Genomic DNA, 24276 nt, shown 5'->3' with positions numbered 1-24276 from the left:
CGGTCACTCGCAGACCTCGAAAGCGTGTGAGGTGAAAGCCTCCGTGGGTTCAAATCCCACCGCCACCGCCAAAGCTGGAAGGCGAGTGCTCACGACGAGCGCTCGCCTTCTTGCTTTGGCGGGTGTTTTGTGGGGGCGGAGCCCCCACACCCCGCCCTGGGGGCAAGCCCCCAGACCCCCACCATGGCTCAGAACCTCACCGCGGCGAGGAACTTCTCCAGCAGTGCGGCGTCGCCGGTCACCTCGAAACCGTCGACCGGCCGCCGCTGGTACAGCGCCAGCACCACCTCGAACGCCGGCCCGCTCAGCGACGCGTCAGCCGCCACCTCCCCGTGCCGGAGCGCCACGGGCGCCTCACCGCGCAGGTCGACCAGCCACTCCTCCGCGCCGGTCGCCGTGAAGCGCAGCACCCCGGACCCGAGCAGTGCGGACGCCTCCGGCCGAATGGTGAAAACGAACGGCAGCAGCGTCGTCATCCACTCCCACAGCGCGTCGCAGGTCACCCGCTCGCCGACCTCGAACGGCAGCCCGAGCGCCTGGCACGCGTCGAACCGGTGCACGACGGTCTCGTGCGCCATCCGCCGTCCCCAGAACCGCGGCCCCGCCATCCCGGCCATCACCGCGATCGGCTCGTCGACCCGCACCCCGGACATCCGGTCGGCCAGCAGCTGGGCGCCTTCGAGCAGCCACGGGCCGAGCTCCGCGGTCGTCTCCCCGGCGTAGCCGGACACCGAGTGCGCCTTGCTGAACGACCGGTCGGTCTCCTGGACGCGCCGCTCGACCATCTCCGCGACCCAGCGGTGCGCGTACCCGAGGTGGCGCAGCAGCTGGTTGACCGTCCAACCGGGGCACGACGGCACCGGCGCCGACAGGTCGGCGCCGTCCACCGCGGACACCAGCAGCGACGTTTCGGAGACGATCGTGGCCAGGCGCTCGTCGTAGCTCAGGGACCCCACGGTCAGAAACGTACGCCCCGCACCAGCAGGTCGAGCAGCGCGCGGTCGCCGAACACCTCCAGCCCCTCCACCGGGCGCCGCCGGTACATCGCCAGCACCAGGTCCACGACCGGGCCGCGCACCGCCACGTCCGCCTTCTCGTGGCCCTCCCGCACCACCGGCGCCGCACCCGTGAGGTCGATCACGAACTCGGCCTCGGCGTCCGTCGCGTGCAGGTGCACGGTGCCGGTCCCCACCAGGGCCGCCGTCTCCTCCGGCCACCGCGTGAACGCGTAGGGGACCGCGAGACCGGTCCACTCGCGCAGCGTGTCCTGGGCGATCTCGGGGTCGAGGTCGAACGGCAGGCCCAGCGCGTTCAGCGCGTCCCACCGGTGCACCGCGGTCTCGTGGGTCATCCGCCGCGACCACACGCGGGGGCCGGGGTGGCCCTCGACCGGCGCGATCATCTCGTCGGGGTCGACGGAGCGCAGCACCTCGGCCAGCGAGGCGGCTCCCTCCCGCAGCCACGGGATCAGCACCGAGGTCTGTTCACCCACGTACGAGGACAGGTGGTGGGCGCCGTTGCGGGAGAAGTCGATCTCCGGCAGCCTCTCCCTGAGCATGACGTCGGCCCAGCGGTGGGCGTGGCCGAGGTGGCGCAGGAGTTGGTTCAGCGTCCAGTCCGGGATCGACGGGACGGGAACGCGCAGGTCAGCGCCTTCGAGGGCAGCGGTCAGCAGTGCGGTCTGGTTGATGATCTCGGCGCAGCGGCGCTCGTAGCTCGGAATCCCCACACCTGTGAACATAGGGACGCCGGCCGGTGCCTGGGAGGGGCCCACCGGCCGGCGTTCCGAAAACGAGCATACACCATGATCGAACACTTGTTCGAGTGATCATTGCTGGGCCAACTGGTTAACCGTTAGTGACAACAGCTTCCAAACACCACTCGATCGAGGAAGGATGCGGCGGTCCGCCGCATCCCCTGGAGGAAGTTTTGAGACCCACCCTGCCCGGTGTCGGGACAGCGGTGGTGGCGCTCGTGTTCGCCGCCGTCCCCGCCGTTGCCGCACCCAGCTCCGATGCGCTGATCTCCGAGGTCTACGGGGGCGGCGGCAACTCCGGCGCCACCCTCACGCAGGACTTCGTCGAGCTCGCGAACAAGGGCACGGCCCCCGTCGGCCTGGACGGCTTCAGCGTCCAGTACATCTCGGCGAGCCCCGGCGCCTCCACGCAGTGGGGCGTCACCCCGCTGACCGGCAGCATCGCCGCCGGCAAGACCTTCCTGGTCGCCCAGGCCAAGGGCACCGGCGGCACGGTCGAGCTGCCCACCCCCGACGCCACCGGCACCCTCGCCATGAGCGCCACCGGCGGTGCCATCGCGCTCGTCTCCGGCACCACGCCGCTGACCTGCAAGACCGCCGCCGACTGCGCCGCGGAGCCGCGTGTGAAGGACCTCGTCGGCTACGGCACCGCCGTCGTGCGCGAGGGCACCGCGACCGGTGCGCTGAGCAACACCACCTCGGCGGCCCGCAAGACCGGCCTGCCCGACACCGACGACAACTCCGCCGACTTCACCGTCGGTGCCCCCACCCCGACCAACTCCAAGGGCGAGACCCCAGGCGGCGGCGACCCCGGTCCCGGCCCAGACCCGGACCCCACGCCCGGCGACAAGCGCATCCACGACATCCAGGGCGTCACGCGCATCTCGCCGCTCGTCGGCCAGAAGGTCACGAACGTCCCCGGCGTCGTCACCGGCACGCGCGCCACGGGTGACCGCGGCTTCTGGATCCAGGACACCAAGACCCCGGACGCCGACCCGCGCACCAGCGAGGGCGTGTTCGTCTACACGGCAGGCTCCGCGCCGACCGTCGCGGTGGGCGACGAGGTGCTGGTCAGCGGCACGATCGCCGAGTACCGGCCGGGCGGGGAGACGGGCTCGAACCAGACCCTCACCGAGATCACCGCTCCGACCACGACCACGCTGTCCAAGGGCAACGCGGTCCCGGCACCGGTCGTCGTGCAGAACATCCCGGCCGGCTACCTGCCCGCCCCCGGCGGCAGCATCGAGCAGCTCCCGCTGGAGCCGGAGAAGTACGGCCTCGACTACCTCGAGTCGCTCGAAGGCACGCTGGTGCAGGTGAACGACGCCCGCGTCGTCGGCCCGAGCAACTCCTTCGGCGAGGTCTGGGTGACGGTCAACCCCGACCAGAACCGCAACCAGCGCGGTGGCACCACCTACACCGCGTACGACCAGCAGAACAGCGGCCGCCTGAAGATCAAGACCGCCGGTCAGCTGCCCGCCGCGAACGTCGGTGACGTGTTCGCCGGCGCGACCGTCGGTGCCGTCGAGTACACCAACTTCGGCGGCTACACGCTGGCGGCGCTGACCCTCGGCCAGCACGTCTCGTCCAACCTGCAGCGCGAGATCACCGCGCAGCAGAAGGAGTCCGAGCTCTCGGTCGCGACCTACAACGTCGAGAACCTCGACCCGTCCGACCCGCAGGAGAAGTTCGACCGGCTCGCCGACGGCGTGACCACCAACCTGCGCAGCCCGGACGTCGTTGTCCTGGAGGAGATCCAGGACAACAACGGCGCGACCAACGACGGTGTCGTGGCCGCGGACCAGACGCTGCAGAAGTTCTCCGACGCGATCGTCGCCAAGGGCGGCCCGCGCTACCAGTGGCGCCAGATCGACCCGGAGAACCTCAAGGACGGCGGCGAGCCCGGCGGCAACATCCGCGTCGGCTTCTTCTTCAACCCGCAGCGGGTGTCCTTCGTGGACCGTCCCGGCGGCGACTTCAAGACGCCCGTCCAGGTCGTGAAGAAGAACGGCCGTGCCGCGCTTTCCGTGTCACCGGGCCGGATCGACCCGCTGAACGACGCGTGGGCCAGCAGCCGCAAGCCGCTCGCCGGCGAGTTCAAGTTCCGCGGCCGCACGGTCTTCGTCGTCGCGAACCACTTCAACTCCAAGGGCGGTGATGAGGCCGTCCACGGTCGCAACCAGCCGCCGAACCGCACCTCCGAGGTGCAGCGCGGCAAGCAGGCGGCGTCGCTCAAGGCGTTCACCGAGCAGATCCGCGCGATCGACAAGGGCGCCAACGTGATCCTCGCGGGCGACCTGAACGACTACCAGTTCTCGCCCGCGCTGAAGGCGCTGACCGGTGACGGGAACCTCAAGGCGCTGATCGAGACGCTGCCCGTGAACGAGCGGTACAGCTACGTCTTCGAGGGCAACTCGCAGACGCTCGACCACCTCGTGATGAGCAAGAACATCACGCGCTTCAGCTACGACGTGGTCCACGTCAACGCCGAGTTCGCCGACCAGGCGAGCGACCACGACCCGCAGATCGTCCGCCTCCGCCCGTCCACGGGTGACGCGAGCGTCGACCGGATCGTGTTCACGCTCGAGGACGTCATCGACTGCCTCAAGAAGTAACCCGCTCCACCTGCTGCCGTCGCCGCGTCATCCAGCTGACGCGGCGGCGGCAGCGGCCGTTGCGGCCGCGACACCGGCCTGGATCGCCTGGATGGCCTTGCGCACGGCGTCACCGGCCCAGTTGCCGGCTGCGATCTCCCCGGCCCGCCGCTTCAGCTCGCGCTTGTCGCCCTCGAACACCCGGTGCACCGCGTTCGCCGCGTGCAGCAGCGTGATCAACGACCCCGTGCGCGCATCCGCTCCGCGGTACCCGTGCACGACCTCGCCGACTGCCTTGCGCACCTCGTCGTCCGCGCGCTCGTCCGTGATCACGTAACTCCTGCCGGGAAAGATCCCGAGCACCCTGCGCGCGTCCACCCGCACGGCGCCACGGGCCTCCAGGTCCGCGAGCACGTTGTCGCGCACGCGTTTCCGCAGCCGCTCCACCGCCTTCCGCGGTGACATCGGCTTGTCGATCCGCGCGACCGACTCCCGCAGCAACGGGTCCGCCAGCGGCGCCGGGTCGACGACCTGGAGCTTCTTGCCGGTCGGTTCGAACGCGACCCGCCCCGAGCTCACCAGCTCGATGAGCACGGCACCGGCGAGCGCGTTGTCCGCCGACGCCGAGTCGACGTGCAACTTCCCGTTCTGCCGGTTGATGAACAGCAGCATCAGCTCTTCGTGCAGCACCATGCCACCGTAACGCGAGAAGGGCGCCGAACGGTGAGGTTCGGCGCCCTTCTGCGAAGAGAGCGGAGGATACGGGATTTGAACCCGTGAGGGGGTGAACCCAACACGATTTCCAGTCGTGCGCACTAGGCCGCTATGCGAATCCTCCGTGGAGAACCTTACCGGACGGGTGTCCCACGGCCCAAAACGGGGGGTCTCGACCACCTCGCCGAAAAATCTTCCGAGGCCGTGTCGATCTGGCGGGTGCCCGCTCGTCGTGATCCCGTAGACCCGGACCGAGGAGGACTTCCGTGAAGTACATGCTGTTGATCCACGCCGCCGCCGACCAGGAGGCCAACTGCACCGTCGAGGACTGGATCGCCTACGAGAAGGAGATGAAGGACGCGGGCGTCCTGGTCTCCGGGCACTCGCTGGCCGACCTCGTCACCGCGACCACCGTCCAGGTCGGACCGGACGGCCGGCGCAGCGTCACCGACGGGCCGTTCGCCGAGACCCGCGAGGTCCTGGGCGGCTACAACGTCATCGACGTGCCCGACCTCGACGCGGCACTGGAGTGGGCGGCCAAGTGCCCCGGCTCGCGTGACGGCGGCGCCGTCGTCGTGCGGCCGATCGCCGAGTTCGACCTCTGAGTTCTCGATGAACGTCGAGCAGGTGTTCCGGGAGGAACGCGGCCGGCTGCTCGCCACCCTGGTCAAGCGCTTCGGCGACCTCGACCTCGCCGAGGAGGTCACCTCCGACGCGATCGAGGCGGCGCTGCGGCACTGGCCGGTCGACGGGGTGCCGGACCGGCCCGGCGCGTGGTTGCTCACGACCGCGCGCCGCAAGGCCGTCGACCGGCTGCGGCGCGACCGGGTGCACGCCGCCCGGCTCGCGCTGCTGCAGGTGGAGGTCGACCGCGCGGACCCGCCGAAGGGCGACGCGCTGCCGGACGAGCGGCTGGAGCTGTTCTTCACGTGCGCGCACCCGGCGCTGGCGGAGGAGGACCGCGGGGCGCTCGTCCTGCGGTGCCTCGCCGGCTTCACGACGCCGGAGGTCGCGCGGGCGTACCTCGTGCCCGTGACGACGATGCAGCAGCGGATCGTGCGCGCGAAGAAGAAGATCAGGGAGGCGCGCATCCCGTTCCGCGTCCCCGACCCGCACGAGCTCCCGGAACGCCTGCCCGGCGTGCTGCAGGCCGTCTACTCGATCTTCACCGAGGGCTACGCCGCCCAGCGCGCCGACCTCGCGGCGGAGGCGGTCCGGCTCGCGCGGATCCTGCGCGGCCTGCTGCCCGACCGCGAGGTGACGGGCCTGCTGGCGTTGATGCTGCTGGTCCACGCCCGCCGGGACGCGCGCGCCGAGCTGCTGGAGGACCAGGACCGCTCCCTCTGGGACCGCGACATGGTCGACGAGGGCAGCGCGCTGGCCGAGCAGGCGCTGACCGGCGGCCACGGCCCGTACGGCGTGCAGGCCGCGATCAACGCGCTGCACGACGAGGCACCCGACTTCGCCTCGACGGACTGGCCGCAGATCGTCGCGCTCTACGACGTGCTGCTGAAGCTGGCGCCGTCGCCCGTGGTCGCGCTGAACCGGGCCGCCGCGGTCGCGATGCGCGACGGTGCCGCGGCGGGCCTCGCGTTGCTCGACGAGCTCGCCGCCGAACCCAGGCTGCGCGACTACCACCCGTACCGGGCCGCCCGCGCCGACCTGCTGCACCGCCTGGGCCGTTCCGCGGAGGCAGCCCAGGCGTACCGCGAGGCCATCGCACTCGCGGGCACCGCGTCCGAACAGGACTTCCTGCGCCGCAGGCTCACCGCCGTCGAGGAGAAACCGTGATCGTGAAGTGGTTGTCCACAGGTGGGGACAACCCTGTGGGCAACTCGAACATGCGTTCGAAGAACTAGATCGGTTACACTTGCGTCGGACCTCGTGCGGCACACATCTCGCGAACCTCCCCAGGGCCGGAAGGCAGCAAGGATAAGCGGGCTCTGGTGGGTGCACGGGGTCCCCTTTTTGTGTCGGTGCTCCCCGGTACTGTCTGCGGCGTGGCGCTCGCTCTGTATCGCAAGTACCGTCCGGCCACGTTCTCCGAGGTCGTCGGCCAGGAGCACGTGACCGATCCGCTGCGTGTCGCACTGTCGGCGGGCCGGGTGAACCACGCGTACCTGTTCAGCGGTCCACGCGGCTGCGGCAAGACCTCGTCGGCCCGCATCCTGGCCCGCTCGCTGAACTGCGTGAAGGGCCCGACACCCGACCCGTGCGGCGAGTGCAACTCGTGCATCGGCCTCGCGCCGAACGGCACCGGCAGCGTCGACGTGGTCGAGCTCGACGCCGCGTCCCACGGTGGTGTGGAGGACGCCCGCGACCTGCGCGACAAGGCCTTCTACGCCCCGGCGGAGGCCAAGTACCGCGTCTTCATCATCGACGAGGCGCACATGGTCACCACGCAGGGCTTCAACGCCCTGCTGAAGATCGTCGAAGAGCCGCCGGACCACCTGATCTTCATCTTCGCCACGACCGAGCCGGACAAGGTCCTCCCGACCATCCGCTCGCGCACGCACCACTACCCGTTCCGCCTGATCCCGCCCGGCGTGATGCGCAGCCTCCTCGAACGCAACTGCGCCGCCGAGGGCGTCGCCGTCGAGCCCGCGGTGTTCCCCCTGGTGATCCGCGCGGGCGGCGGCTCAGCCCGCGACACCCAGTCCGTGATGGACCAGCTCCTCGCCGGCGCGGGCCCCGAGGGCGTGCGGTACGACCGCGCCCTCACCCTGCTCGGCGTCACCGACTCGGCCCTGATCAACGACGTGGTCGAGGGCCTCGCGGCCGGCGACGGCGCCGCGGTGTTCGGCACCATCGACAGCCTGGTCGAAGCGGGCCACGACCCCCGCCGCTTCGCCTCCGACCTCCTCGACCGCCTCCGCGACCTCGTCCTGCTCTGCGCGGTGCCCGACGCGGCCGACCGCAACCTCGTCTCCGCCCCGGCCGACGAGCTGGCGACCATGTCGTCCCAGGCCGAGCGCATCGGCCCCGCCACACTCACGCGTTACGCCGAGATCGTCCACACCGGCCTGGTCGAGATGCGCGGCGCCACCGCCCCCCGCCTGCTGCTGGAGCTGCTCTGCTCCCGCATGCTGCTGCCCTCGGTCTCCCAGTCCGAGGCCGCACTCCTGCAACGCCTCGAACAACTCGAACGCCGCCCACCCGCCGCCATCGCGGCCGGTCCCGGCGACCCGTCGGCTGCTCCGGCCGGCGGTCCGGTGTTCACCCGCAGGTCCCAGCAGGCCGCCACTCCACCTGCGGCACCCGCGCCGGTCGCGGCGGTTGCGCCGCCGGTTGCTCAGCCCGCTCCTCCCGTTGTCGAGCCCGCTCAGCCCGTTGTCCAGGCCGTCGCCCAACCGGTTGCTCCGCCCGTTGCCGCTCAGCCCGTCGCTGTTCAGCCAGAACCTGTCGCTGCTCCCGCTGCCGCGGCGGTTCCTGCTCCATCGGAACTCTCCACCGCTCCCAGCACCGGCGCGATGGACGCGCCGGCCGTGCGCCGCATCTGGTCCGAACTGCTGGCCGCGGTCCGCTCCAGCAGCCGCAGCACCGAGGCGATGCTGACGAACGCGATGGTCAGCGAGGTCGACGGCAACGTCGTCACCATTGCCCACACCTCCGCCCCGCTGGCCCGCCGCCTGGCCGAACCCCGCAACACCGAGGCCATCGCCGCAGCCCTGTCCGCCGTGCTCGGCGGCACCTGGCAGGTCCGCTGCATCCACGGCACCCCCGGCGCCACCACCCAGGCCTCCGGCCCGGCCAAGGCCCCCCGTCCCGCCCCGACCCGCCCGAGCCAGTCGTCCGCACCGCCGCAACCCCCGGCCCGCCCGCAGCCAGAACCCCAGTCCCGCCCGGCCCCGCGCCCACCGGTCGACGACGTCCCACCCCCACCGGAACCCCCGGAGCCCGACGAGCCCCTCCCGCCAGAGCCGTACGACGAAGAGGCAATGCTCGCCGAGGCCGCCCGCCCAGCCGACCCCAACGCAACGCCGGTCGCGGCCCTGGACCCGGAGGCCAAGATGTTCCAGCTCCTGGCCGACGAACTGGGCGCCCGCCCGCTGAAAAAGGCCTGACGGGTTCCGCACGCGCCACCCGACCGGGTGAAGCTTGTCCTGATCCACGCCTGGGTTCGTCTTGTAGGTGTCCGGATCACACCTGCTCCGGCGCCCGCAGGTGTGGAAGCGCGCGGAGGGGGCGATGCTCGTGGTCGAGCCGGGGCGGCGGCATCGGTGAGGCCGCGGTGCTCAGCCGGTGTCGTGGGTGAGGACAGCCCGTGGGGGCGGCCGGCGTGCGCACCCGGTGTGGTGGCTGGGGGGTAGGCCGCGGGAGCGGTGGCCCGCGCGGCACCGCGCACCAGCGTTCCCGGCACCTGGACCACCCGCGCACCCACGCTGGCACCGTGGCCACCGCACGTGCCGCCCACCGCACGCACCGCCCACCGCACGCACCGCCCACCGCACGCACCGCCCACCGCACGTGCCGCCACCGCACGCACCGCCCACCGCACGTGCCGCCACCGCACGCGCCGCCCACCGCACGCACCGCCCACCGCACGCGCCGCCGCCCCACGCGCCGCACCGCACCGCGCGTGCCGCCGCCTCACCGCGCGTGGGGCCACCGCATGTGCCGCGCGCCGCCCACTTCACACGCCGCCCATGCGCCGCCACCCCACACGCCGCCCGATTCCACGCGCCGCCCACCCCACCAGGCCCCCACCCCACCCAACCCCCACGAGGGGCGAGCCCCACCCACCGACGCTGCGCGCCGTACGCTGGACCCCACTCCCAACCCACCCGAGAGGACCAGCAGGTGCAACCCGGTTTCGACATGCAGGCACTGCTCCAGCAGGCCCAGAACATGCAGCAGCAGATGGCCACCGCCCAGCAGGAGCTGGCCGAAACCGAGGTCGCCGGTTCCGCGGGCAACGGCCTCGTCACCGCGACCGTCACCGGTGGCGGTGAGCTCATGAACCTCACCATCGACCCGAAGATCGTCGACCCCGAGGACGTCGAGACGTTGCAGGACCTGGTGATCGCCGCCATCAAGGACGCGAACACGAAGGCCCAGCAGTTGGTGGAGCAGAAGCTCGGTCCGCTCGCGCAGGGCGGCCTCGGCGGATTGCTCGGGTAAGTCGCGATGTACGAGGGGCCGGTTCAGGACCTCATCGACGAGCTGGGCCGGCTGCCCGGTGTCGGCCCGAAGAGTGCGCAGCGCATCGCCTTCCACCTGCTCGCGACGGAGCCCGCGGACATCGAGCGGCTGCAGAGCGCGTTGCAGAAGGTGAAGGAAGGCGTTGTGTTCTGCGACGTCTGCGGCAACGTGAGTGCGGAGACCACCTGCCGCATCTGCCGGGACCCGAAGCGGGACCTGACGCTGGTGTGCGTGGTCGAGGAACCCAAGGACGTGCTCGCGGTCGAGCGGACCAGGGAGTTCAAGGGGCGCTACCACGTGCTCGGCGGGGCGCTCGACCCGCTCAGCGGGGTGGGGCCGGACCAGTTGCGGATCAGGCAGCTGCTCACGCGGATCGGCACGCCGACCAACGGGGTCGACATCTCCGAGGTGATCATCGCCACGGACCCGAACACCGAGGGTGAGGCGACGGCCACCTACCTGGTGCGGATGCTGCGGGACTTCCCGGGGCTCACGGTCACCAGGCTGGCGAGCGGGTTGCCGATGGGTGGCGACCTGGAGTTCGCGGACGAGCTCACGCTGGGGCGTGCGCTATCTGGGCGCCGGAGCATGTGACGAACCATCCACCGCGGTTGGGCAGCACCAGGCTGATCGCGGTGGATGGTCCTTCCGGCGCGGGGAAGTCCACCTTCGCGGAGCGGCTCGCCGAGCAGCTCGGGGCTCAGCTCATCCGCACCGACCACTTCGCCACCTGGGACGATCCCGTCACGAGGTGGTGGCCGCGGCTCGTGCGGGCGCTCGACGAGGTCGCGGAGGGCAGGACCGGTCGTTACCGCACGACCGACTGGTCGCAGGGGTTCGCGCGGCCGGAGCAGGGGGAGTGGGTCGAGGTCGAGCCACGACCGGTGCTGGTCCTGGAGGGGTTCTCCGCCGCCAGGAAGGCGAACCACCGCGCCAGCACCGCGATCTTCGTCGACCACGGCACCGAGGAGGCCCGGCTGGAACGCGCGGTCGCGCGGGACGGGGAGCGGCACCGGGAGCACTTCCGGCGGTGGCAGCAGTTCGAGCGCGGCTGGTTCGCCGTCGACGAGACGCGGGACAGGGCCGATTACGTGGTCACGGCGAGTTGATCGCGCACCACGTCGGCCTCCGGTGAGCCGATCGCGTTGAACACCTCGAGCGCCGACTCCCAGTACTTCCTCGCTGCCGCAACGGATCCCGACGCCAGTGCCGCGTCACCGGCCAGGCCGAGCGCCCGTGCGAAGACCCAGCGGTGGCCGGACGACTCGCCGAGTGCGGACGCGCGCAGGGCGCATTCGAGGGCCTGGGCGGCGTCGCCCGTGTCGAGGTGGATGCGGCCCAGCACGAGCAGCACCTCCATCTCGGCGCTGCGGAACTGCGACCGGCCCGCCTCCACCAGCGCCGAGGTCGCCTGCGCCAGCGCCTCCTCGTAGCGGCCGACCCCGCGGTACGCGGCGGCCAGACCGCGGCGGGCGAGGATCATGCCCCACGAGTAACCGGTCTCGGTCGCGCTCGCCAGCGCCGCCGAGAACTGCGTCAGCGCCTCCTCGTAGCGCTTGGCACCTTCGAGCGCGCGGCCCAGCAGGTTCGTGGCGTCGCACGAGCTCTTGACGTTCTCCAGGTCAGCGGCGATCTCGATGGCCGCACGGGCGTGTGTCGCCGCTTCTTCGTACCGGCCGCGCATCAGCAGGGTGATGGCCATGCCCTCGTGCAGCGTGTGTCCGAACGTGCGGGCCGCGGAACGTTCGTACAGCTCGCCCGCGCGCACGAAGTAGTCGGCGCCGAGGTCGGCTTGGCCGCGCATCGCGTACACCTCGCCCAACGCGCGCATGACGTGCGCCTGGGTGATCCACGAGTCGAGCCGCGTGCCGGCTTCGAGGGCTTCCTCGAAGTTCGCTGCGGCCCGGTCGAGCTGGCCGAGCTGCATGTAGATGCCGCCGAGGTTGAACAACGCGGTGGCCTGCAGCTGGTCTGCCTGGACCCGCCTGGTGATCACCAGCGCGCGTTCAAGGTGGTCGGCGGCGTGCTCCAGCTCGCCGAGGTCGATGTAGACGCCGCCCGCGTTCGACAGGACCGCGGCCTCCGCCTGCGGCAGCGAGATGCGCGGCACCAGCGCGATGGCCTGCTGGTAGTAGCCGAGGGCGTTGCGGAGCTGGCCGGTCACCCAGTAGAGCGTGCCCAGCGACGACAGCATCGCGAGCTGGCCGAGCTCGTCGCGGGGTGCGCGGGCGCCCAGCAGGCCCGCCTTCGCGGTCTCCCGCCACTCCGCGGCCAGGCCCTGCGTGTGGAAGTAGCCGCGCAACGCGTCCGCCAGCAGCCACGGCGAGTTCTCCGGGTCGCGTTCCACGGCGTGCGCGACCAGCGCCACCAGGTTGCCGCGTTCCACGTCGAGCCAGCTCAACGCCTCGGTCGAGGTGCTGAACGCCCGCGGCACCACCCCGTCGAGCGGGTCGGGGCGGGGGAAGCGGAACAGCGTCGACTTGAGCGCGGCCGTCGCGTTGTCGACCGACCGCACCGCCCAGTCCACCAGCCGCCGCAACGCCAGGCGCGCGTCGACCTTGCCCTCCTCGAACGCCAGCCGCTCGGCCGCGTAGTCGCGCAGCAGGTCGTGGAACTGGTAGCGGGACGGCGCGTGGTTCGCGATCAGGTTGGCCGTGGCCAGGCGGTCCAGCCGGCGGCGGGCGTCCTGCGGGGTCAGCCCGGACAGCGCGGCCGCCATCTCCGGTGTGAAGTCGGTACCGGGCACCAGCGACAGCAGGCGGAACATCTGCGCCAGCTCCGGCTTCAGCGCCGTGTAGGAGAGGTCGAACGCCGCGTGCACCGCGACCCGCTCGTCGCCCTCCACGGCCAGCGCGGCGAGCCGGTTGCCCGCGCGCAGCTCCTCGACGTAGTCCGCGATCGACAGCTCCGGCCGCGACACCAGGTTCGCCGCCGCGATCCGCAACGCCAGCGGCAGGTGCGCGCACAGCGCAGCCAGCTCCGCGGCCGCGTCCTCCTGCGCGTCCACCTCGGCGGCGCCCACGATGCCCGCGAGCAACGCCCTGGTCTCCGGCCAGTCGAGCACGTCGAGCCGCACGTTCGAGGCCGCGTGCGACACCGCGAGCCCGCGCAGGGTGTCCCGCGAGGTCACCAGCACCGCACAGCCCGGCGACCCCGGCAGCAGCGGCCGGATCTGCTCGGCCGACGACGCGTTGTCGAGCAGCAGCAGCACCCGCTGACCGGTCAGCGTCGAGCGGAACATCGCCTCCTGCTCGTCCTGGTCCAGCGGCACCTGGTCGGGTTCGGTGCCCAGCGCCCGCAGGAACCGCGGCAGCACGTCGACCGCGCTCAACGGCGGACCGGGGGCGTACCCGCGCAGGTTCACGTACAGCTGGCCGTCCGGGAAGTCCGACCGCATCCGGTGCGCCGCGTGCACGGCCAGCGCCGTCTTGCCCACGCCCGGCGGACCGGCGAGTGTGACGACCGGCACGCCCTGGGCGGTCCGGAGCAGGGCGATGATCAACGCCACGGCCTCGTCGCGGCCCACGAAGTCGGGGATGTCGGCGGGCAGCTGCGACGGCACCACCCGCTCGGGCTTCGCCGCCACGACCGCGGCACCGGAGACGGCGGGCGCCACCGCGTCGATCGAGCCGGAGAGCACCTGGCCGTGCACCCGCCGCAGCTCGTCACCGGGGTCGATGCCCAGCTCGTCACCGAGCAGCCGGGACACCCGCTGGTAGGCGGCCAGCGCCTCGCTCTGCCGGCCGGAGCGGTACAGCGCCACCATCAGCTGCGCCCAGAACCGCTCGCGCAACGGGTGCTCGCTGGTCAGCCGGGACAGCTCCGCCACCAGCTCGCCGTGCCTGCCCAGCTCCAGGTCGACCTCGACCCGGCGTTCCAGCACGTGCAGGCGGCGTTCGTTCAGCCGCGGCACCTCGTCGCGGTGCAGGATCTCCGACGGCACGTCGACCAGCGCCGGACCCCGCCACAGACCCAGTGCGGCGGTGAACGCGGCCGAGGCGGCCGGCAGGTTCCCCGCGGCGCGCTCCTGCTCACCCTGCTCGATCAGCGGTTCGAAGCGCATCAGGTCGATGGTCTTCTCGTCCACGTCGATCAGGTATCCGTCTGGCACGGTCCGAATGGGCACGGACGGACCGAGCAGCTGCCGCAGCCTCATCACGTACGTCTGGAGCGTCGCGCGGGCCCTGGCCGGCGGCTCGTCGCCCCACACGTTCCCGGCGAGCTCGTCGACCGACACCGACGTGCCGGCGCGCAGCAGCAGTGACACCAGCAACGCGCGCTGCCTACCCGCTCTCACCAGCAAAGGTTCGGAGTCGACGAGCACTTGCAGAGGGCCGAGCACGCGGAACTCGACGTGCCTGCTCATGCGCCCTCCTCCGCGTGTCGCTGTTGTTTCTACAGCCTAGGAGAGCGTTCGACGCATCTGGCGTGCTCACGTTGGGTCAGCGCGCATGCGCCGGACGTATCAGAATGCCTGGTCTAGTGGCCGGATCGTGACCTGAGCTACCTCGGGAGGGGTATGAACAACGGTTATGGTCGGCGACCACACCGTGAGATGTGCGGATTGTCCAAGGGGTGTTTGATGGTCCACTCAGTAACGGCTCGCCGCCGTTGGGTAGCCGCGATCGGCTTCCTCAGCGTCAGCGCGCTGGCCCTGTCCGGTTGCGCGCAATCCCAGCGCGACTCAGGGGGCGGCGGCCAGCAGGGCGGCACGCTGACCTTCGGTGCCGCAGGCGCGCCGAAGCTGTTCGACCCGTTCTACGCGACCGACGGCGAGACCTTCCGGGTCGCCCGTCAGATGTACGAGGGTCTGGTCGGCTTCAAGCCCGGCACCGCCGAGGTCGAGCCCGCGCTCGCCGAGAAGTACGAGCCCTCCGCTGACGGCAAGACGTGGACGTTCACCCTCAAGGAGAACGTGAAGTTCCACGACGGCACCGCGTTCAACGCCGAGGCGGTCTGCTTCAACTTCGAGCGCTGGTACAACCAGAAGGGCGCCGGCCAGTCCGACGCCGTCTCCCAGTACTGGCTGGACAACTTCGGCGGGTTCAAGGGCACGCCGGACAAGCCCTCGCTGTACAAGTCCTGCACGGCCAAGGACGCCAAGACCGCGGTCATCGAGCTGAACGAGGTCACCTCGCAGTTCCCGTCGGTCCTCGGCTTCACGTCGTTCTCGATCTCCAGCCCCGACGCGCTGAAGAAGTACGACGCCGACAACGTCCAGGCCGCAGGTGACTCGTTCACCTACCCGGCCTACGCCACGGAGCACCCGACCGGCACGGGCCCGTTCAAGTTCAGCAAGTACGACAAGGCCAACAACACCGTCGAACTCGTCCGCAACGACGACTACCACGGCACCAAGGCCAAGCTGGACAAGATCGTCTTCAAGATCATCCCGGACGAGACCGCCCGCAAGCAGGCGCTCAAGGCCGGCGACATCGACGGCTACGACCTGCCGAACGCGGCGGACTGGGCCGGTCTGAAGACCGACGGCTTCAACGTGGCGATCCGCCCGGCGTTCAACGTGTTCTACCTGGGCATCAACCAGAAGAACAACCCGAAGCTCGCCGACCTCAAGGTCCGCCAGGCCCTGATGTACGCGATCAACCGCGAGCAGCTGGTCAAGTCGCAGCTGCCCGAGGGCGCCAAGGTCGCGACGCAGTTCATGCCGGACACGGTGAACGGCTACAACAAGTCGATCCCCGAGGTGAAGTACGACGTCGAGAAGGCGAAGGCGCTGCTCGCCGAGGCCGGTGCCACCGACCTGACCCTGAAGGCCTACTGGCCGTCCGAGGTCACCCGCCCGTACATGCCGTCCCCGAAGGACCTGTGGGGCGCCATCGCCGGCGACCTGCAGAAGGCCGGCATCAAGCTGGACGTCGTCACCAAGCCGTGGAACGGCGGCTACCTGACCGACGTCGACAACGGCATCCCGGACGTGTTCCTGCTCGGCTGGACCGGTGACAACGGCACCGCCCACAACTGGGTCGGCACGTTCTTCGGCCGCACCGACAACCGCTTCAACACCGGTGTGTCGGCGTGGGGCGCCTCGCTCGCCTCCGACCTCGCCAAGGCGAACTCCGAGCCGAACGAGGGCAACCGCACCAAGCTGTACGAAGAGGTCAACAAGAAGATCATGGAGGAGTACCTCCCCGCGATCCCGATCTCGTACTCCCCGCCCGCTCTGGTGTTCAAGTCGGACATCAAGGGTGTCGTCCCGAGCCCGTTGACCGACGAGAGGTTCGGTTCGGCCTCCAAGGGCTGAGTCGACCAGCTCCCACCACAAGAGAACAACGGGGTAGCTCACAGTGCTCCGCTACACCATTCGACGGCTGGTCCAGCTGGTCGGCGTGGTGCTGGTGCTCTCGCTGCTGCTCTTCGCGTGGCTGCGCGTACTCCCAGGAGGGCCGGTCTCGGCCCTCCTGGGAGACCGCTCCACACCGGAGAAGGCGGCGGAGCTCACCAAGCAGCTCGGCCTCGACCAACCGATTTTCGTGCAGTACTTCAAGTTCCTCGGTCGCGCGGCGACCGGCGACTTCGGCGTCTCCACCGGTGTCCAACCCGGTGACTCGGCGCTCGACATCTTCCTCCAGCGGTTCCCCGCCACGCTCGAACTGAGCTTCTTCGCGATCCTCATCGCGATCGCGGTCGGCGTCCCGCTCGGTTACCTCGCCGCGAAGCGCCGCGGCGGCTGGTTCGACAACCTCAGCGTCGTCGGCTCCCTCATCGGTGTCGCCGTTCCGGTGTTCTTCCTGGCCTACGTGCTCAAGGGCGTGGCGTCGTCCACGCTCGGCCTGCCGTCCAGCGGCCGCCAGGACGCCATCGACGCCACCCGCGTCACCGGCTTCTTCACCCTCGACGGCATCCTCACCGGCGAGTGGGACGCGACGTTCAACGCGCTGGAACACCTGATCCTGCCGGCCGTCGCGCTGGCGACGATCCCGTTCGCGGTGATCTTCCGGATCACCCGCGCCGCCGTCCTCGACGTGCTCGACGAGGACTTCGTGCGCACGGCCGAGTCGAAGGGCCTCACCGCTCCGGTGATCCGCCGCCGGCACGTGCTGCGCAACGCGATGCTGCCGGTCGTCACCACGATCGGCCTGCAGACCGGTGCGCTGCTGTCGGGTGCGGTGCTCACCGAGAAGGTGTTCTCGTTCCCCGGTGTCGGCGAGGCGCTCGCCATCGGGTTCGAACGGCGCGACTACCCGGTGCTGCTGCTGTTGATCATCATGGCCACGAGCGTCTACGTCGTGGTCAACCTGCTGGTCGACCTCTCGTACGCGCTCATCGACCCGCGCATCAGGACGAGGTGAGACCGTGGCACTGGGAGTGACCAAGAAGGAAAAGATCGACGGTCTCGCGGAGAGCGCGGGCACCTCGCTCGCTGCCAGCGCGTGGAAGAGGCTGCGCCGCAGCCCGGTGTTCCTCACCGGCGCGGTGATCATCGGCATCTTCATCGCGGTGTCGCTGCTCTCGCCGTGGCTCGCGCCGCACAACCCGGCCGACCCGATGCTGATCGACCAGGTCGTCAAGGCGCGCAACGAGATCCCGCCCGCCCAGCCGGGCCACCCGCTCGGCGGCGACCTGCAGGGCCGCGACTTCCTGTCGCGCCTGCTGATCGGCTCGCAGCAGACGCTGATCGTCGGCATCGGCGCGACGGTCATCGGCCTGACCGGCGGCCTGATCCTGGGCACGCTCGCGGGCGCGCTCGGCGGCTGGGTCGACTCGCTCGTCATGCGCGTCGTCGACGTCATGCTGTCCCTGCCGTCGCTGCTGCTCGCGTTCTCCATCGCGGCGATGTTCGCGCGGCCCAGCCAGTTCACCGTGATCCTCGCGGTCGCGATCGTGCAGATCCCGGTGTTCGCCCGGTTGCTGCGCGGTTCGATGCTGGCGCAACGGCACAGCGACCACGTGCTCGCGGCGACGGCGCTGGGCGTGAAGAAGGGCGCGATCGTGTTCCGGCACATGCTGCCGAACTCGCTCGGTCCCGTGATCGTGCAGTCCACGCTCGTGCTGGCCACCGCGATCATCGAGGCGGCGGCGCTGTCGTTCCTCGGCCTCGGCAACCCGGACGACCGGGTGCCGGAGTGGGGCCAGATGCTCGGCGACGTGCAGAAGGTGTTCGACACCCACCCGCACCTCGCCGCGTGGCCCGCGGTCTGCATCATCATCGTCGCGCTCGGTTTCACCCTCATGGGCGAGACGCTGCGCGAAGCCCTCGACCCGAAGAACAGGCGGTGAGTCGTCGTGGCACTGCTCGAAGTTCGTGACCTCTCCGTCGTGTTCCAGCGCAAGGGCGAACAGCCGTTCACCGCGGTCGACGGCGTCAGCTTCGACGTCGAACCCGGTCAGACGGTCGGGCTCGTCGGCGAGTCGGGCTGCGGCAAGTCGGTGACCTCGCTGGCGATCATGAGACTGCTGCCCAAGCGCGGCGCCAAGATCACCGGTTCGGTGCACTACGACGGCACCGACCTGCTCAAGCTCTCCGACAGGGAGATGCGCGACCGCCGCGGCCGCGACCTCGGCATGGTCTTCCAGGACCCGCTGTCGTCGCTCAACCCCGTCGTCCCGATCGGCCTGCAGGTCACCGAGGTGCTCGAACGGCACCGCGGCCTGGCCCGCAAGGAAGCGATGATCGAGGCGAAGGACCTGCTGGACAAGGTCGGCATCCCGGACCCGAACCGGCGGCTCAAGGAGTACCCGCACCAGCTCTCCGGCGGCATGCGGCAGCGCGCGCTCATCGCGATCGCGCTGGCGTGCCGGCCGAAGCTGCTGATCGCGGACGAGCCGACGACGGCGCTGGACGTGACCATCCAGGCCCAGATCCTCACGCTGATGAAGGAACTGGTGCAGGACCTCGGCACCGCGCTCGTGATGATCACCCACGACCTGGGTGTCGTCGCCGGCCTGTGCGACGAGGTCAACGTGCTGTACGGCGGCAAGGTGGTCGAGAAGGCCATGCGGCACAAGCTTTTCTCCGAGCCGCGCCACCCGTACACGCACGGCCTGCTCGCGTCGATCCCGCGGCTCGACGCCCCGCGCGGCGAGAAGCTGACGCCGATCAGGGGCTCGGTCGCCGACAACATCCCGTGGACGAGCGCCTGCGCGTTCGCCCCCCGGTGCCCGAACGCGCTCGACGTCTGCCGTGCGGAGACGCCCGCGGAGGTCGACAAGCTCGGTCGCCTGCTCCGCTGCCACAACCCGGTGGTCCCGGGCACCCCGGCCGCCGAGGAGGTGTCGGTATGAGCGAGACCCTGGTGTCCGTGCAGGACATGAAGGTGCACTTCCCGATCAAGCGCGGTGTCTTCTTCGACCGCACGGTCGGCCACGTCTACGCCGTCGACGGCGTGGACCTGGAGATCCGGCGCGGCGAGACCTACGGCCTGGTCGGCGAGTCCGGCTGCGGCAAGTCCACCCTCGGGCGGGCGATGCTGCGGCTGAACGAGCCGACCGCGGGCAAGATGGTCTTCGACGGACAGGACTTCTCGGCCCTCAAGGGCGAGGAGCTGCGCAAGATGCGGCGCCGGATCCAGATGGTGTTCCAGGACCCGCTGTCCTCGCTCGACCCGCGCCAGTCCGTGGAGTCGATCCTGGTCGAGGGCCTGCGGGCGCACGGCCTGGACAAGGGCAAGGAGGAGACCGCCAAGCGCTTGCGCGAGCTGCTCACCGCGGTCGGCCTGCCGACGTCGGCCCTGCGCAAGTACCCGCACGAGTTCTCCGGCGGTCAGCGGCAGCGCATCGGCATCGCGCGGGCGCTGGCGCTGGAGCCGGACCTGATCGTCGCCGACGAGCCGGTGTCCGCGCTGGACGTGTCGGTGCAGGCGCAGGTCGTGAACCTCCTGGAGGACCTGCAGGAGCAGTTCGGCCTGACCTACCTGGTGATCGCGCACGACCTGGCGGTCGTGAAGCACATCTCCGACCGGGTCGGCGTGATGTACCTCGGCGGGCTGGTCGAGGAGGCCGACTCCGAGGACCTCTACGCCGAGCCGCTGCACCCGTACACGCGGGCGCTGCTGTCGGCGATCCCGGTGCCCGACCCGGTCATCGAGGACCGGCGTGAACGGATCCTGCTCGCGGGTGACCTCCCGTCGCCCGCGAACCCGCCCACCGGCTGCCGGTTCCACACCCGGTGCCCGTGGCGGCAGCAGACCCGCTGCGACACCGAACGCCCGGTGCTGCGCGAGCTCAAGCCCGGTCACAAGGTCGCGTGCCACTGGGCCGAGCAGATCCGCTCCGGCGAGATCCAGCCGCACGAGGTGAAGCCGGTCCTGGTCGAGGAGGGCGACGGCCTCTCCCCGGACGTCCCCCTGGTCGGCCCGGCCTCCGTCACAGAGGCGCTCAACCCGTAGCTCCGATGTCACGCGGGGGCCCCGCGTTCCCTTCCGGGGAACGCGGGGCCCCCGCGTGCCGTTTCAAGGGGCACGCGGGGACCTTTCGTGCTCCAGGAGAGTACGAAAGCTCCCCGCGTGCACTCGTTTCGAGGGGAGCGCGGGTGGGGCTTGAGGGGGGTCCGCTGTCGTGGGCGGATGGACAGTCGTGCGGCGATCCTGCTGAGGGCGGCGGAGATCGCGTCCGTCGACGGGCTCGAAGGAGTCACGATCGGGCGGCTCGCGGTCGAGCTCGGCATGAGCAAGAGCGGGGTGTTCTCGCACTTCGGCTCCAAGGAGGAGCTGCAGCTCGCGACCGTGCACACGGCGTCGGAGATCTTCGCGCACGAGGTCGTGGTCGCCGGCGGCACGGTCCACGACCTGTGCGGGCGCTGGCTCGACTACTCGAAGCGGCGCGTCTTCCCCGGCGGCTGCTTCTTCGTGGTCACGCGCTCGGAGTTCGCGGCCAGATCCGGCCGCGTGCGCGACGCGCTGATGCTGTTCCACCTGCGCTGGGTGTCACTGCTGGAACGGCTGTGCGGTGACGCGCAGCTGGCGTTCGAGGTCGACGCGCTGCTGACGGCCGCCGACCGGTTCGCGGTGCTCTACGACGACGCCTCGGCGTACGACAGGGTGCGGTTGGCGTTGCGCGCACGCCACACCATGCCGATCGGCACGGAGATCAGCATCGCGACGCCCAGGGACAGCAGCATCGCGAGCCAGGCCTCATCGATGATCTGACCGCCGATGTAGCCCACGGTGGCGGGGTAGAGGCTCCACACCACGGACCCGACGGTCGCGACCGGCAGGAAGCGCCGCAGCGGCCACTTCAGGGCCCCGGCGAGCATCGCGCCGACGATGCCGCCCGCCGGCAGGAACCGCGCCACGACCAGGATCGTCTCGCCCCTGGTCGCCAGCTGGTCGGCGGTCCACACCACCATCGCCCGCGCCTTGGCGTTCTTGTTCACCTTGTCGAGGGCCCTCATGCCCATCCGGCGGCCTGCGGTAAAGTTGATCATGTCGCTGGCCAGGCAGCCCGCGGCGGCCACGGCGATCACCAGGTACAGCGGAACCTCACCGGACGCGGCCAGGACACCAGCGCCGATGAGCACGGCCTCCGTCGGTGCCAGCGGCACGACGGCGACCAGGAACAGCACGACGAGACTGGCGGCTGCGGTGCTCATGATCTGTGAACGTACGTGACGCGGCTGAACAATCCCGACCTGGGTGTTTCTTCAGCCCGCCCACAGGGTGGAAGTCGATCTACACTCTCGCGTGCCCTTCACCCTCGCCCATCCCGCCGCCGTCCTGCCGTTGCGCCGGTTCCTGTGGTTCCCGGGGCTGGTGGCGGGGGCGGTCGCGCCCGACCTGGGCTACTACCTGCCGGTGCTGCCGACGCACGACGTCCCGGGCGGCTCGCTGGCGGCGGTGGTGTTGCTGCTGGTCGGGCGGTTGCTGCTGCCGTCGGTGCTGGCGTTGTCGCCGGAGCTCGTGCGCACGAGGGTGCCGCACCCCGGCCCGTTGCGCCGGCCACTGCGGTGCGGGCTTTCCGTGGTGGCCGGTGTGCTGACGCACCTGGTGTGGGACGCGGTCACGCAGACCGACGGGTGGTTCGTGCAGCGGTGGGACTGGTTGACCACGTCGGTCGTCGGCCCCCATCGGCTCTACAACGTGATCGGCTACGTGTCCTCCGCAGGGGGCATGCTGCTGTTGGGCTGGATGGCGGCACGGTGTCCGAAGGGGCATGACTGGCGGGCATGGTCAGGGATTTCCCGGTCCATGTTCCGGGCGCTGATCGCCGTCGCAGTCGTGGTCGGCGCGGTCTGGTCGTTGTCCGATCCGGTCAGCCAGGTCAGCGCGTATGACTGGGTGCGTGCGCTGCTGGTGGGCGGTATGCAGGGGCTGGGCGCCGGTCTGCTGCTCAACGCCGTGGCGTGGCGGTTCGCCGAGTCATCGCATGACAGGCGATGACTGCTCGGTTCCGCCGGTGAACCGCTGATCTGTCACGCGTTCATCCGGCACTTCTGCCGTTGACCTGTGTCTTCGAGCACGTCTAACCTCCGACCTTAATAGGAAAGCTTGTTTACCAATCCTTCGCCGCCACCCTTGCCCAGGAGGACGAAGTGATCAGAAAGCACACCAGAACAGGTGTCGCCGTCGCAGTGTTGGCGCTGGTGATTCCGCCTCTGGCGGCATCAGGACCGGCGCAGGCGGCCGACTCGCTGCTCTCGGCGAACAAACCCACCACCACCTCCTCCACCGAGGCCGAGACCTTCGGCGGAGCCAACGCCGTCGACGGAGATCCGACCACCCGGTGGGCGAGCCTCGAAGGCGTCGACCCGCAGTGGGTCGCCGTCGACCTGGGTGGCGCCGCCACCATCTCCAAGGTCAAGCTCACCTGGGAGGCCGCGTACGCCTCCGAGTACAAGATCCAGACGTCGAGCGACGGCTCGTCGTGGAGCACCAAGAAGACCCTGACCGGGCAGAACGGCGGCGTCGACGAGACGGCGCTGAGCGCGTCCGGCCGGTACGTGCGGATCTACGGCACGAAACGCGGCACGGCCTACGGCTACTCGCTGTTCGAGCTCGAGGTCTACGGCAGCTCGGCGAACGGCGACGTGACCGCGCCGACCGCGCCGTCCGGGCTGACCAGCACCGGCACCACGTCCAGCTCGGTCGGCCTGCAGTGGACCGCGGCGACCGACAACGTCGGTGTGACCGGCTACGAGGTGCTGCGCAACGGCAGCGTCGTCGGCACGCCCACCGGCACCACGTTCACCGACACCGGGCTGGCCTCCGGCACGGCGTTCACCTACACCGTCAAGGCGCGCGACGCCGCCGGCAACCTCAGTGCCGCGAGCAACGCGGTGCAGGCGACCACCCGGCCGCCGGCACCCGGCGACACCATCACGGTCGTCGCCGCCGGTGACATCGCGTCGCTGACGAACACCGAGCACTACGAGACCGCGAAGCTCATCGACCAGATCAAGCCGAACCACATCCTCACGGTCGGCGACAACCAGTACGACAGCGGCACGCTCACCGAGTTCCGCAACCACTACGACAAGTCGTGGGGCCGCTACAAGAGCATCACCCACCCGGCGACCGGCAACCACGAGTGGGAGGACAACCTCAACGGTTACAAGTCGTACTTCGGCGCTCAGGCCTACCCGGCCGGCAAGCCGTACTACAGCTGGGAGGCCGGCGACTTCCACTTCGTGTCGTTCGACTCCCAGAAGATGTACGACACCGGTGCCGACTCGACGCAGCTCGACTGGCTGAAGGCCGACCTCGCCGCGAACACCAAGGCGTGCGTCGTCGGGTACTGGCACCACCCGCGGTTCAACTCCGGCGAGTACGGTGACAAGTCCAAGATGTCGGCGCTGTGGAACGTCTTCGCCGACGCCAAGGCCGACCTGGTGCTCAGCGGGCACGACCACCACTACGAGCGGTTGAAGCCGCTCAACAAGAGCGGTGCGGTCGACGAGGCCAACGGCCTGCGCTCGGCGATCATCGGCATCGGCGGCGACTACCTGTACGACGCGGTCAAGCCGCGCACCGGGGTCGAGAAGTGGTTCGCCGACACCCACGGCGTCGTGAAGTTCACCCTGTCCGGTCGCTCCTACTCGTGGGAGGTCATCGACACGGCGGGCCGGGTGCGCGACAAGGCCGGTCCCTTCACCTGTCGCTAGTCGCACCTGGCTGT

The 24276-nt window shown here is 70.4% G+C and carries 19 protein-coding genes, 1 tRNA gene, 1 other RNA gene and 1 pseudogene; 16 read left to right on the top strand and 6 right to left on the bottom strand.

The annotated features are described in order from the left end of the window. Window positions 1–188 precede the first annotated feature (188 nt). Both ACZ7CF_RS13290 and ACZ7CF_RS13285 read right to left on the bottom strand, forming a co-directional pair. The gene (locus ACZ7CF_RS13290) at window positions 189–956 is read right to left on the bottom strand and encodes a maleylpyruvate isomerase family mycothiol-dependent enzyme (protein WP_470369656.1); all 768 of its coding nucleotides are present in this window, start codon (window positions 954–956) and stop codon (window positions 189–191) included. 2 nt (window positions 957–958) lie between these two features. Beyond that, on the bottom strand, window positions 959–1729 hold the full coding sequence (locus tag ACZ7CF_RS13285) for a maleylpyruvate isomerase family mycothiol-dependent enzyme (protein WP_470369655.1): 771 nt from the start codon (window positions 1727–1729) through the stop codon (window positions 959–961). A gap of 200 nt (window positions 1730–1929) precedes the next feature. Between ACZ7CF_RS13285 and ACZ7CF_RS13280 the strand changes: the two genes are divergently transcribed. After that, the gene (locus tag ACZ7CF_RS13280) at window positions 1930–4371 is read left to right on the top strand and encodes an endonuclease/exonuclease/phosphatase family protein (protein ID WP_470369654.1); all 2442 of its coding nucleotides are present in this window, start codon (window positions 1930–1932) and stop codon (window positions 4369–4371) included. 27 nt (window positions 4372–4398) lie between these two features. Here ACZ7CF_RS13280 and ACZ7CF_RS13275 read toward each other — a convergent pair whose 3' ends face one another. Continuing rightward, window positions 4399–5043, bottom strand: a complete 645-nt coding sequence (locus ACZ7CF_RS13275; RefSeq protein ID WP_360396905.1) for a GOLPH3/VPS74 family protein — start codon at window positions 5041–5043, stop codon at window positions 4399–4401. 60 nt (window positions 5044–5103) lie between these two features. Next, window positions 5104–5188: transfer RNA gene (locus tag ACZ7CF_RS13270), tRNA-Ser, on the bottom strand. 142 nt (window positions 5189–5330) lie between these two features. Between ACZ7CF_RS13270 and ACZ7CF_RS13265 the strand changes: the two genes are divergently transcribed. The 7 genes from ACZ7CF_RS13265 (at window position 5331) to ACZ7CF_RS13235 (ending at window position 11315) form a co-directional block, all read left to right on the top strand. Beyond that, window positions 5331–5669 (top strand): YciI family protein, encoded by a 339-nt coding sequence (locus ACZ7CF_RS13265; RefSeq protein WP_360396904.1) that lies wholly within the window; start codon window positions 5331–5333, stop codon window positions 5667–5669. Window positions 5670–5676: 7 nt separating this feature from the next. Beyond that, on the top strand, window positions 5677–6855 hold the full coding sequence (locus ACZ7CF_RS13260; protein WP_470369653.1) for an RNA polymerase sigma factor: 1179 nt from the start codon (window positions 5677–5679) through the stop codon (window positions 6853–6855). A gap of 82 nt (window positions 6856–6937) precedes the next feature. Continuing rightward, window positions 6938–7034, top strand: an RNA gene (gene ffs / locus ACZ7CF_RS13255) — signal recognition particle sRNA small type. Between the two features lie 30 nt (window positions 7035–7064). Further along, window positions 7065–9128, top strand: coding sequence for a DNA polymerase III subunit gamma and tau (locus tag ACZ7CF_RS13250; RefSeq protein ID WP_470369652.1), 2064 nt, complete (start codon window positions 7065–7067; stop codon window positions 9126–9128). A 754-nt stretch (window positions 9129–9882) separates the two neighbouring features. After that, complete coding sequence (locus tag ACZ7CF_RS13245) at window positions 9883–10185, top strand: YbaB/EbfC family nucleoid-associated protein (RefSeq protein WP_360397099.1); 303 nt, start codon at window positions 9883–9885, stop codon at window positions 10183–10185. A 6-nt stretch (window positions 10186–10191) separates the two neighbouring features. After that, entirely contained in the window at window positions 10192–10800 is a 609-nt protein-coding gene (recR, locus tag ACZ7CF_RS13240) for a recombination mediator RecR (RefSeq protein ID WP_458429707.1), read from the top strand. A gap of 41 nt (window positions 10801–10841) precedes the next feature. Then, a complete protein-coding gene (locus ACZ7CF_RS13235) occupies window positions 10842–11315 on the top strand; it encodes a uridine kinase family protein (protein ID WP_458429706.1) in 474 nt (157 codons plus the stop codon). On the opposite strand, the gene ACZ7CF_RS13230 is transcribed toward ACZ7CF_RS13235, so the two are convergent. Next, on the bottom strand, window positions 11294–14572 hold the full coding sequence (locus ACZ7CF_RS13230) for an AfsR/SARP family transcriptional regulator (RefSeq protein ID WP_470369651.1): 3279 nt from the start codon (window positions 14570–14572) through the stop codon (window positions 11294–11296). The two genes, ACZ7CF_RS13235 and ACZ7CF_RS13230, sit on opposite strands and share 22 nt — an antisense overlap. Window positions 14573–14788: 216 nt before the next feature. Here ACZ7CF_RS13230 and ACZ7CF_RS13225 point away from each other — a divergent pair, with 216 nt between their 5' ends. The 6 genes from ACZ7CF_RS13225 (at window position 14789) to ACZ7CF_RS13200 (ending at window position 21311) form a co-directional block, all read left to right on the top strand. Beyond that, complete coding sequence (locus tag ACZ7CF_RS13225) at window positions 14789–16468, top strand: ABC transporter substrate-binding protein (RefSeq protein ID WP_360396898.1); 1680 nt, start codon at window positions 14789–14791, stop codon at window positions 16466–16468. Between the two features lie 43 nt (window positions 16469–16511). After that, window positions 16512–17516, top strand: coding sequence for an ABC transporter permease (locus ACZ7CF_RS13220; RefSeq protein ID WP_360396897.1), 1005 nt, complete (start codon window positions 16512–16514; stop codon window positions 17514–17516). 4 nt (window positions 17517–17520) lie between these two features. Continuing rightward, the gene (locus ACZ7CF_RS13215; protein WP_458429704.1) at window positions 17521–18444 is read left to right on the top strand and encodes an ABC transporter permease; all 924 of its coding nucleotides are present in this window, start codon (window positions 17521–17523) and stop codon (window positions 18442–18444) included. A 6-nt stretch (window positions 18445–18450) separates the two neighbouring features. Beyond that, a complete protein-coding gene (locus tag ACZ7CF_RS13210) occupies window positions 18451–19449 on the top strand; it encodes an ABC transporter ATP-binding protein (protein WP_458429703.1) in 999 nt (332 codons plus the stop codon). Next, on the top strand, window positions 19446–20552 hold the full coding sequence (locus tag ACZ7CF_RS13205) for an ABC transporter ATP-binding protein (protein WP_360396894.1): 1107 nt from the start codon (window positions 19446–19448) through the stop codon (window positions 20550–20552). Before ACZ7CF_RS13210 ends, ACZ7CF_RS13205 begins: the two co-directional genes overlap by 4 nt. Window positions 20553–20729: 177 nt before the next feature. Further along, a complete protein-coding gene (locus tag ACZ7CF_RS13200) occupies window positions 20730–21311 on the top strand; it encodes a TetR/AcrR family transcriptional regulator (RefSeq protein WP_470369650.1) in 582 nt (193 codons plus the stop codon). 20 nt (window positions 21312–21331) lie between these two features. Here ACZ7CF_RS13200 and ACZ7CF_RS13195 read toward each other — a convergent pair. Beyond that, window positions 21332–21754: pseudogene (locus tag ACZ7CF_RS13195) on the bottom strand (DedA family protein); the annotation flags it as partial. Window positions 21755–21845: 91 nt separating this feature from the next. Here ACZ7CF_RS13195 and ACZ7CF_RS13190 point away from each other — a divergent pair. Together ACZ7CF_RS13190 and ACZ7CF_RS13185 are read left to right on the top strand one after the other, a co-directional pair. Further along, window positions 21846–22541, top strand: coding sequence for a DUF4184 family protein (locus ACZ7CF_RS13190; RefSeq protein ID WP_470369649.1), 696 nt, complete (start codon window positions 21846–21848; stop codon window positions 22539–22541). 203 nt (window positions 22542–22744) lie between these two features. Continuing rightward, window positions 22745–24262: a discoidin domain-containing protein gene (locus tag ACZ7CF_RS13185; protein ID WP_360385010.1), complete on the top strand. Its 1518-nt coding sequence runs from the start codon at window positions 22745–22747 to the stop codon at window positions 24260–24262. Window positions 24263–24276 lie beyond the last annotated feature (14 nt).

The organism is Lentzea sp. NPDC036955 (genome assembly GCF_055608005.1).
Note: the sequence above shows the minus strand (reverse complement) of the source record. Positions and strands in the feature narration are given on the sequence as shown.

What these genes read in the sequence shown, in the direction of transcription:
- ACZ7CF_RS13275 (WP_360396905.1), bottom strand. Translation starts at nt 5,043, where the DNA reads ATGGTGCTGCACGAAGAGCTGATGCTGCTGTTCATCAACCGGCAGAAC.
- ACZ7CF_RS13260 (WP_470369653.1), top strand. Translation starts at nt 5,677, where the DNA reads ATGAACGTCGAGCAGGTGTTCCGGGAGGAACGCGGCCGGCTGCTCGCC.
- ACZ7CF_RS13245 (WP_360397099.1), top strand. Translation starts at nt 9,883, where the DNA reads ATGCAGGCACTGCTCCAGCAGGCCCAGAACATGCAGCAGCAGATGGCC.
- recR (WP_458429707.1), top strand. Translation starts at nt 10,192, where the DNA reads ATGTACGAGGGGCCGGTTCAGGACCTCATCGACGAGCTGGGCCGGCTG.
- ACZ7CF_RS13230 (WP_470369651.1), bottom strand. Translation starts at nt 14,572, where the DNA reads ATGAGCAGGCACGTCGAGTTCCGCGTGCTCGGCCCTCTGCAAGTGCTC.
- ACZ7CF_RS13225 (WP_360396898.1), top strand. Translation starts at nt 14,789, where the DNA reads ATGGTCCACTCAGTAACGGCTCGCCGCCGTTGGGTAGCCGCGATCGGC.
- ACZ7CF_RS13205 (WP_360396894.1), top strand. Translation starts at nt 19,446, where the DNA reads ATGAGCGAGACCCTGGTGTCCGTGCAGGACATGAAGGTGCACTTCCCG.
- ACZ7CF_RS13200 (WP_470369650.1), top strand. Translation starts at nt 20,730, where the DNA reads ATGGACAGTCGTGCGGCGATCCTGCTGAGGGCGGCGGAGATCGCGTCC.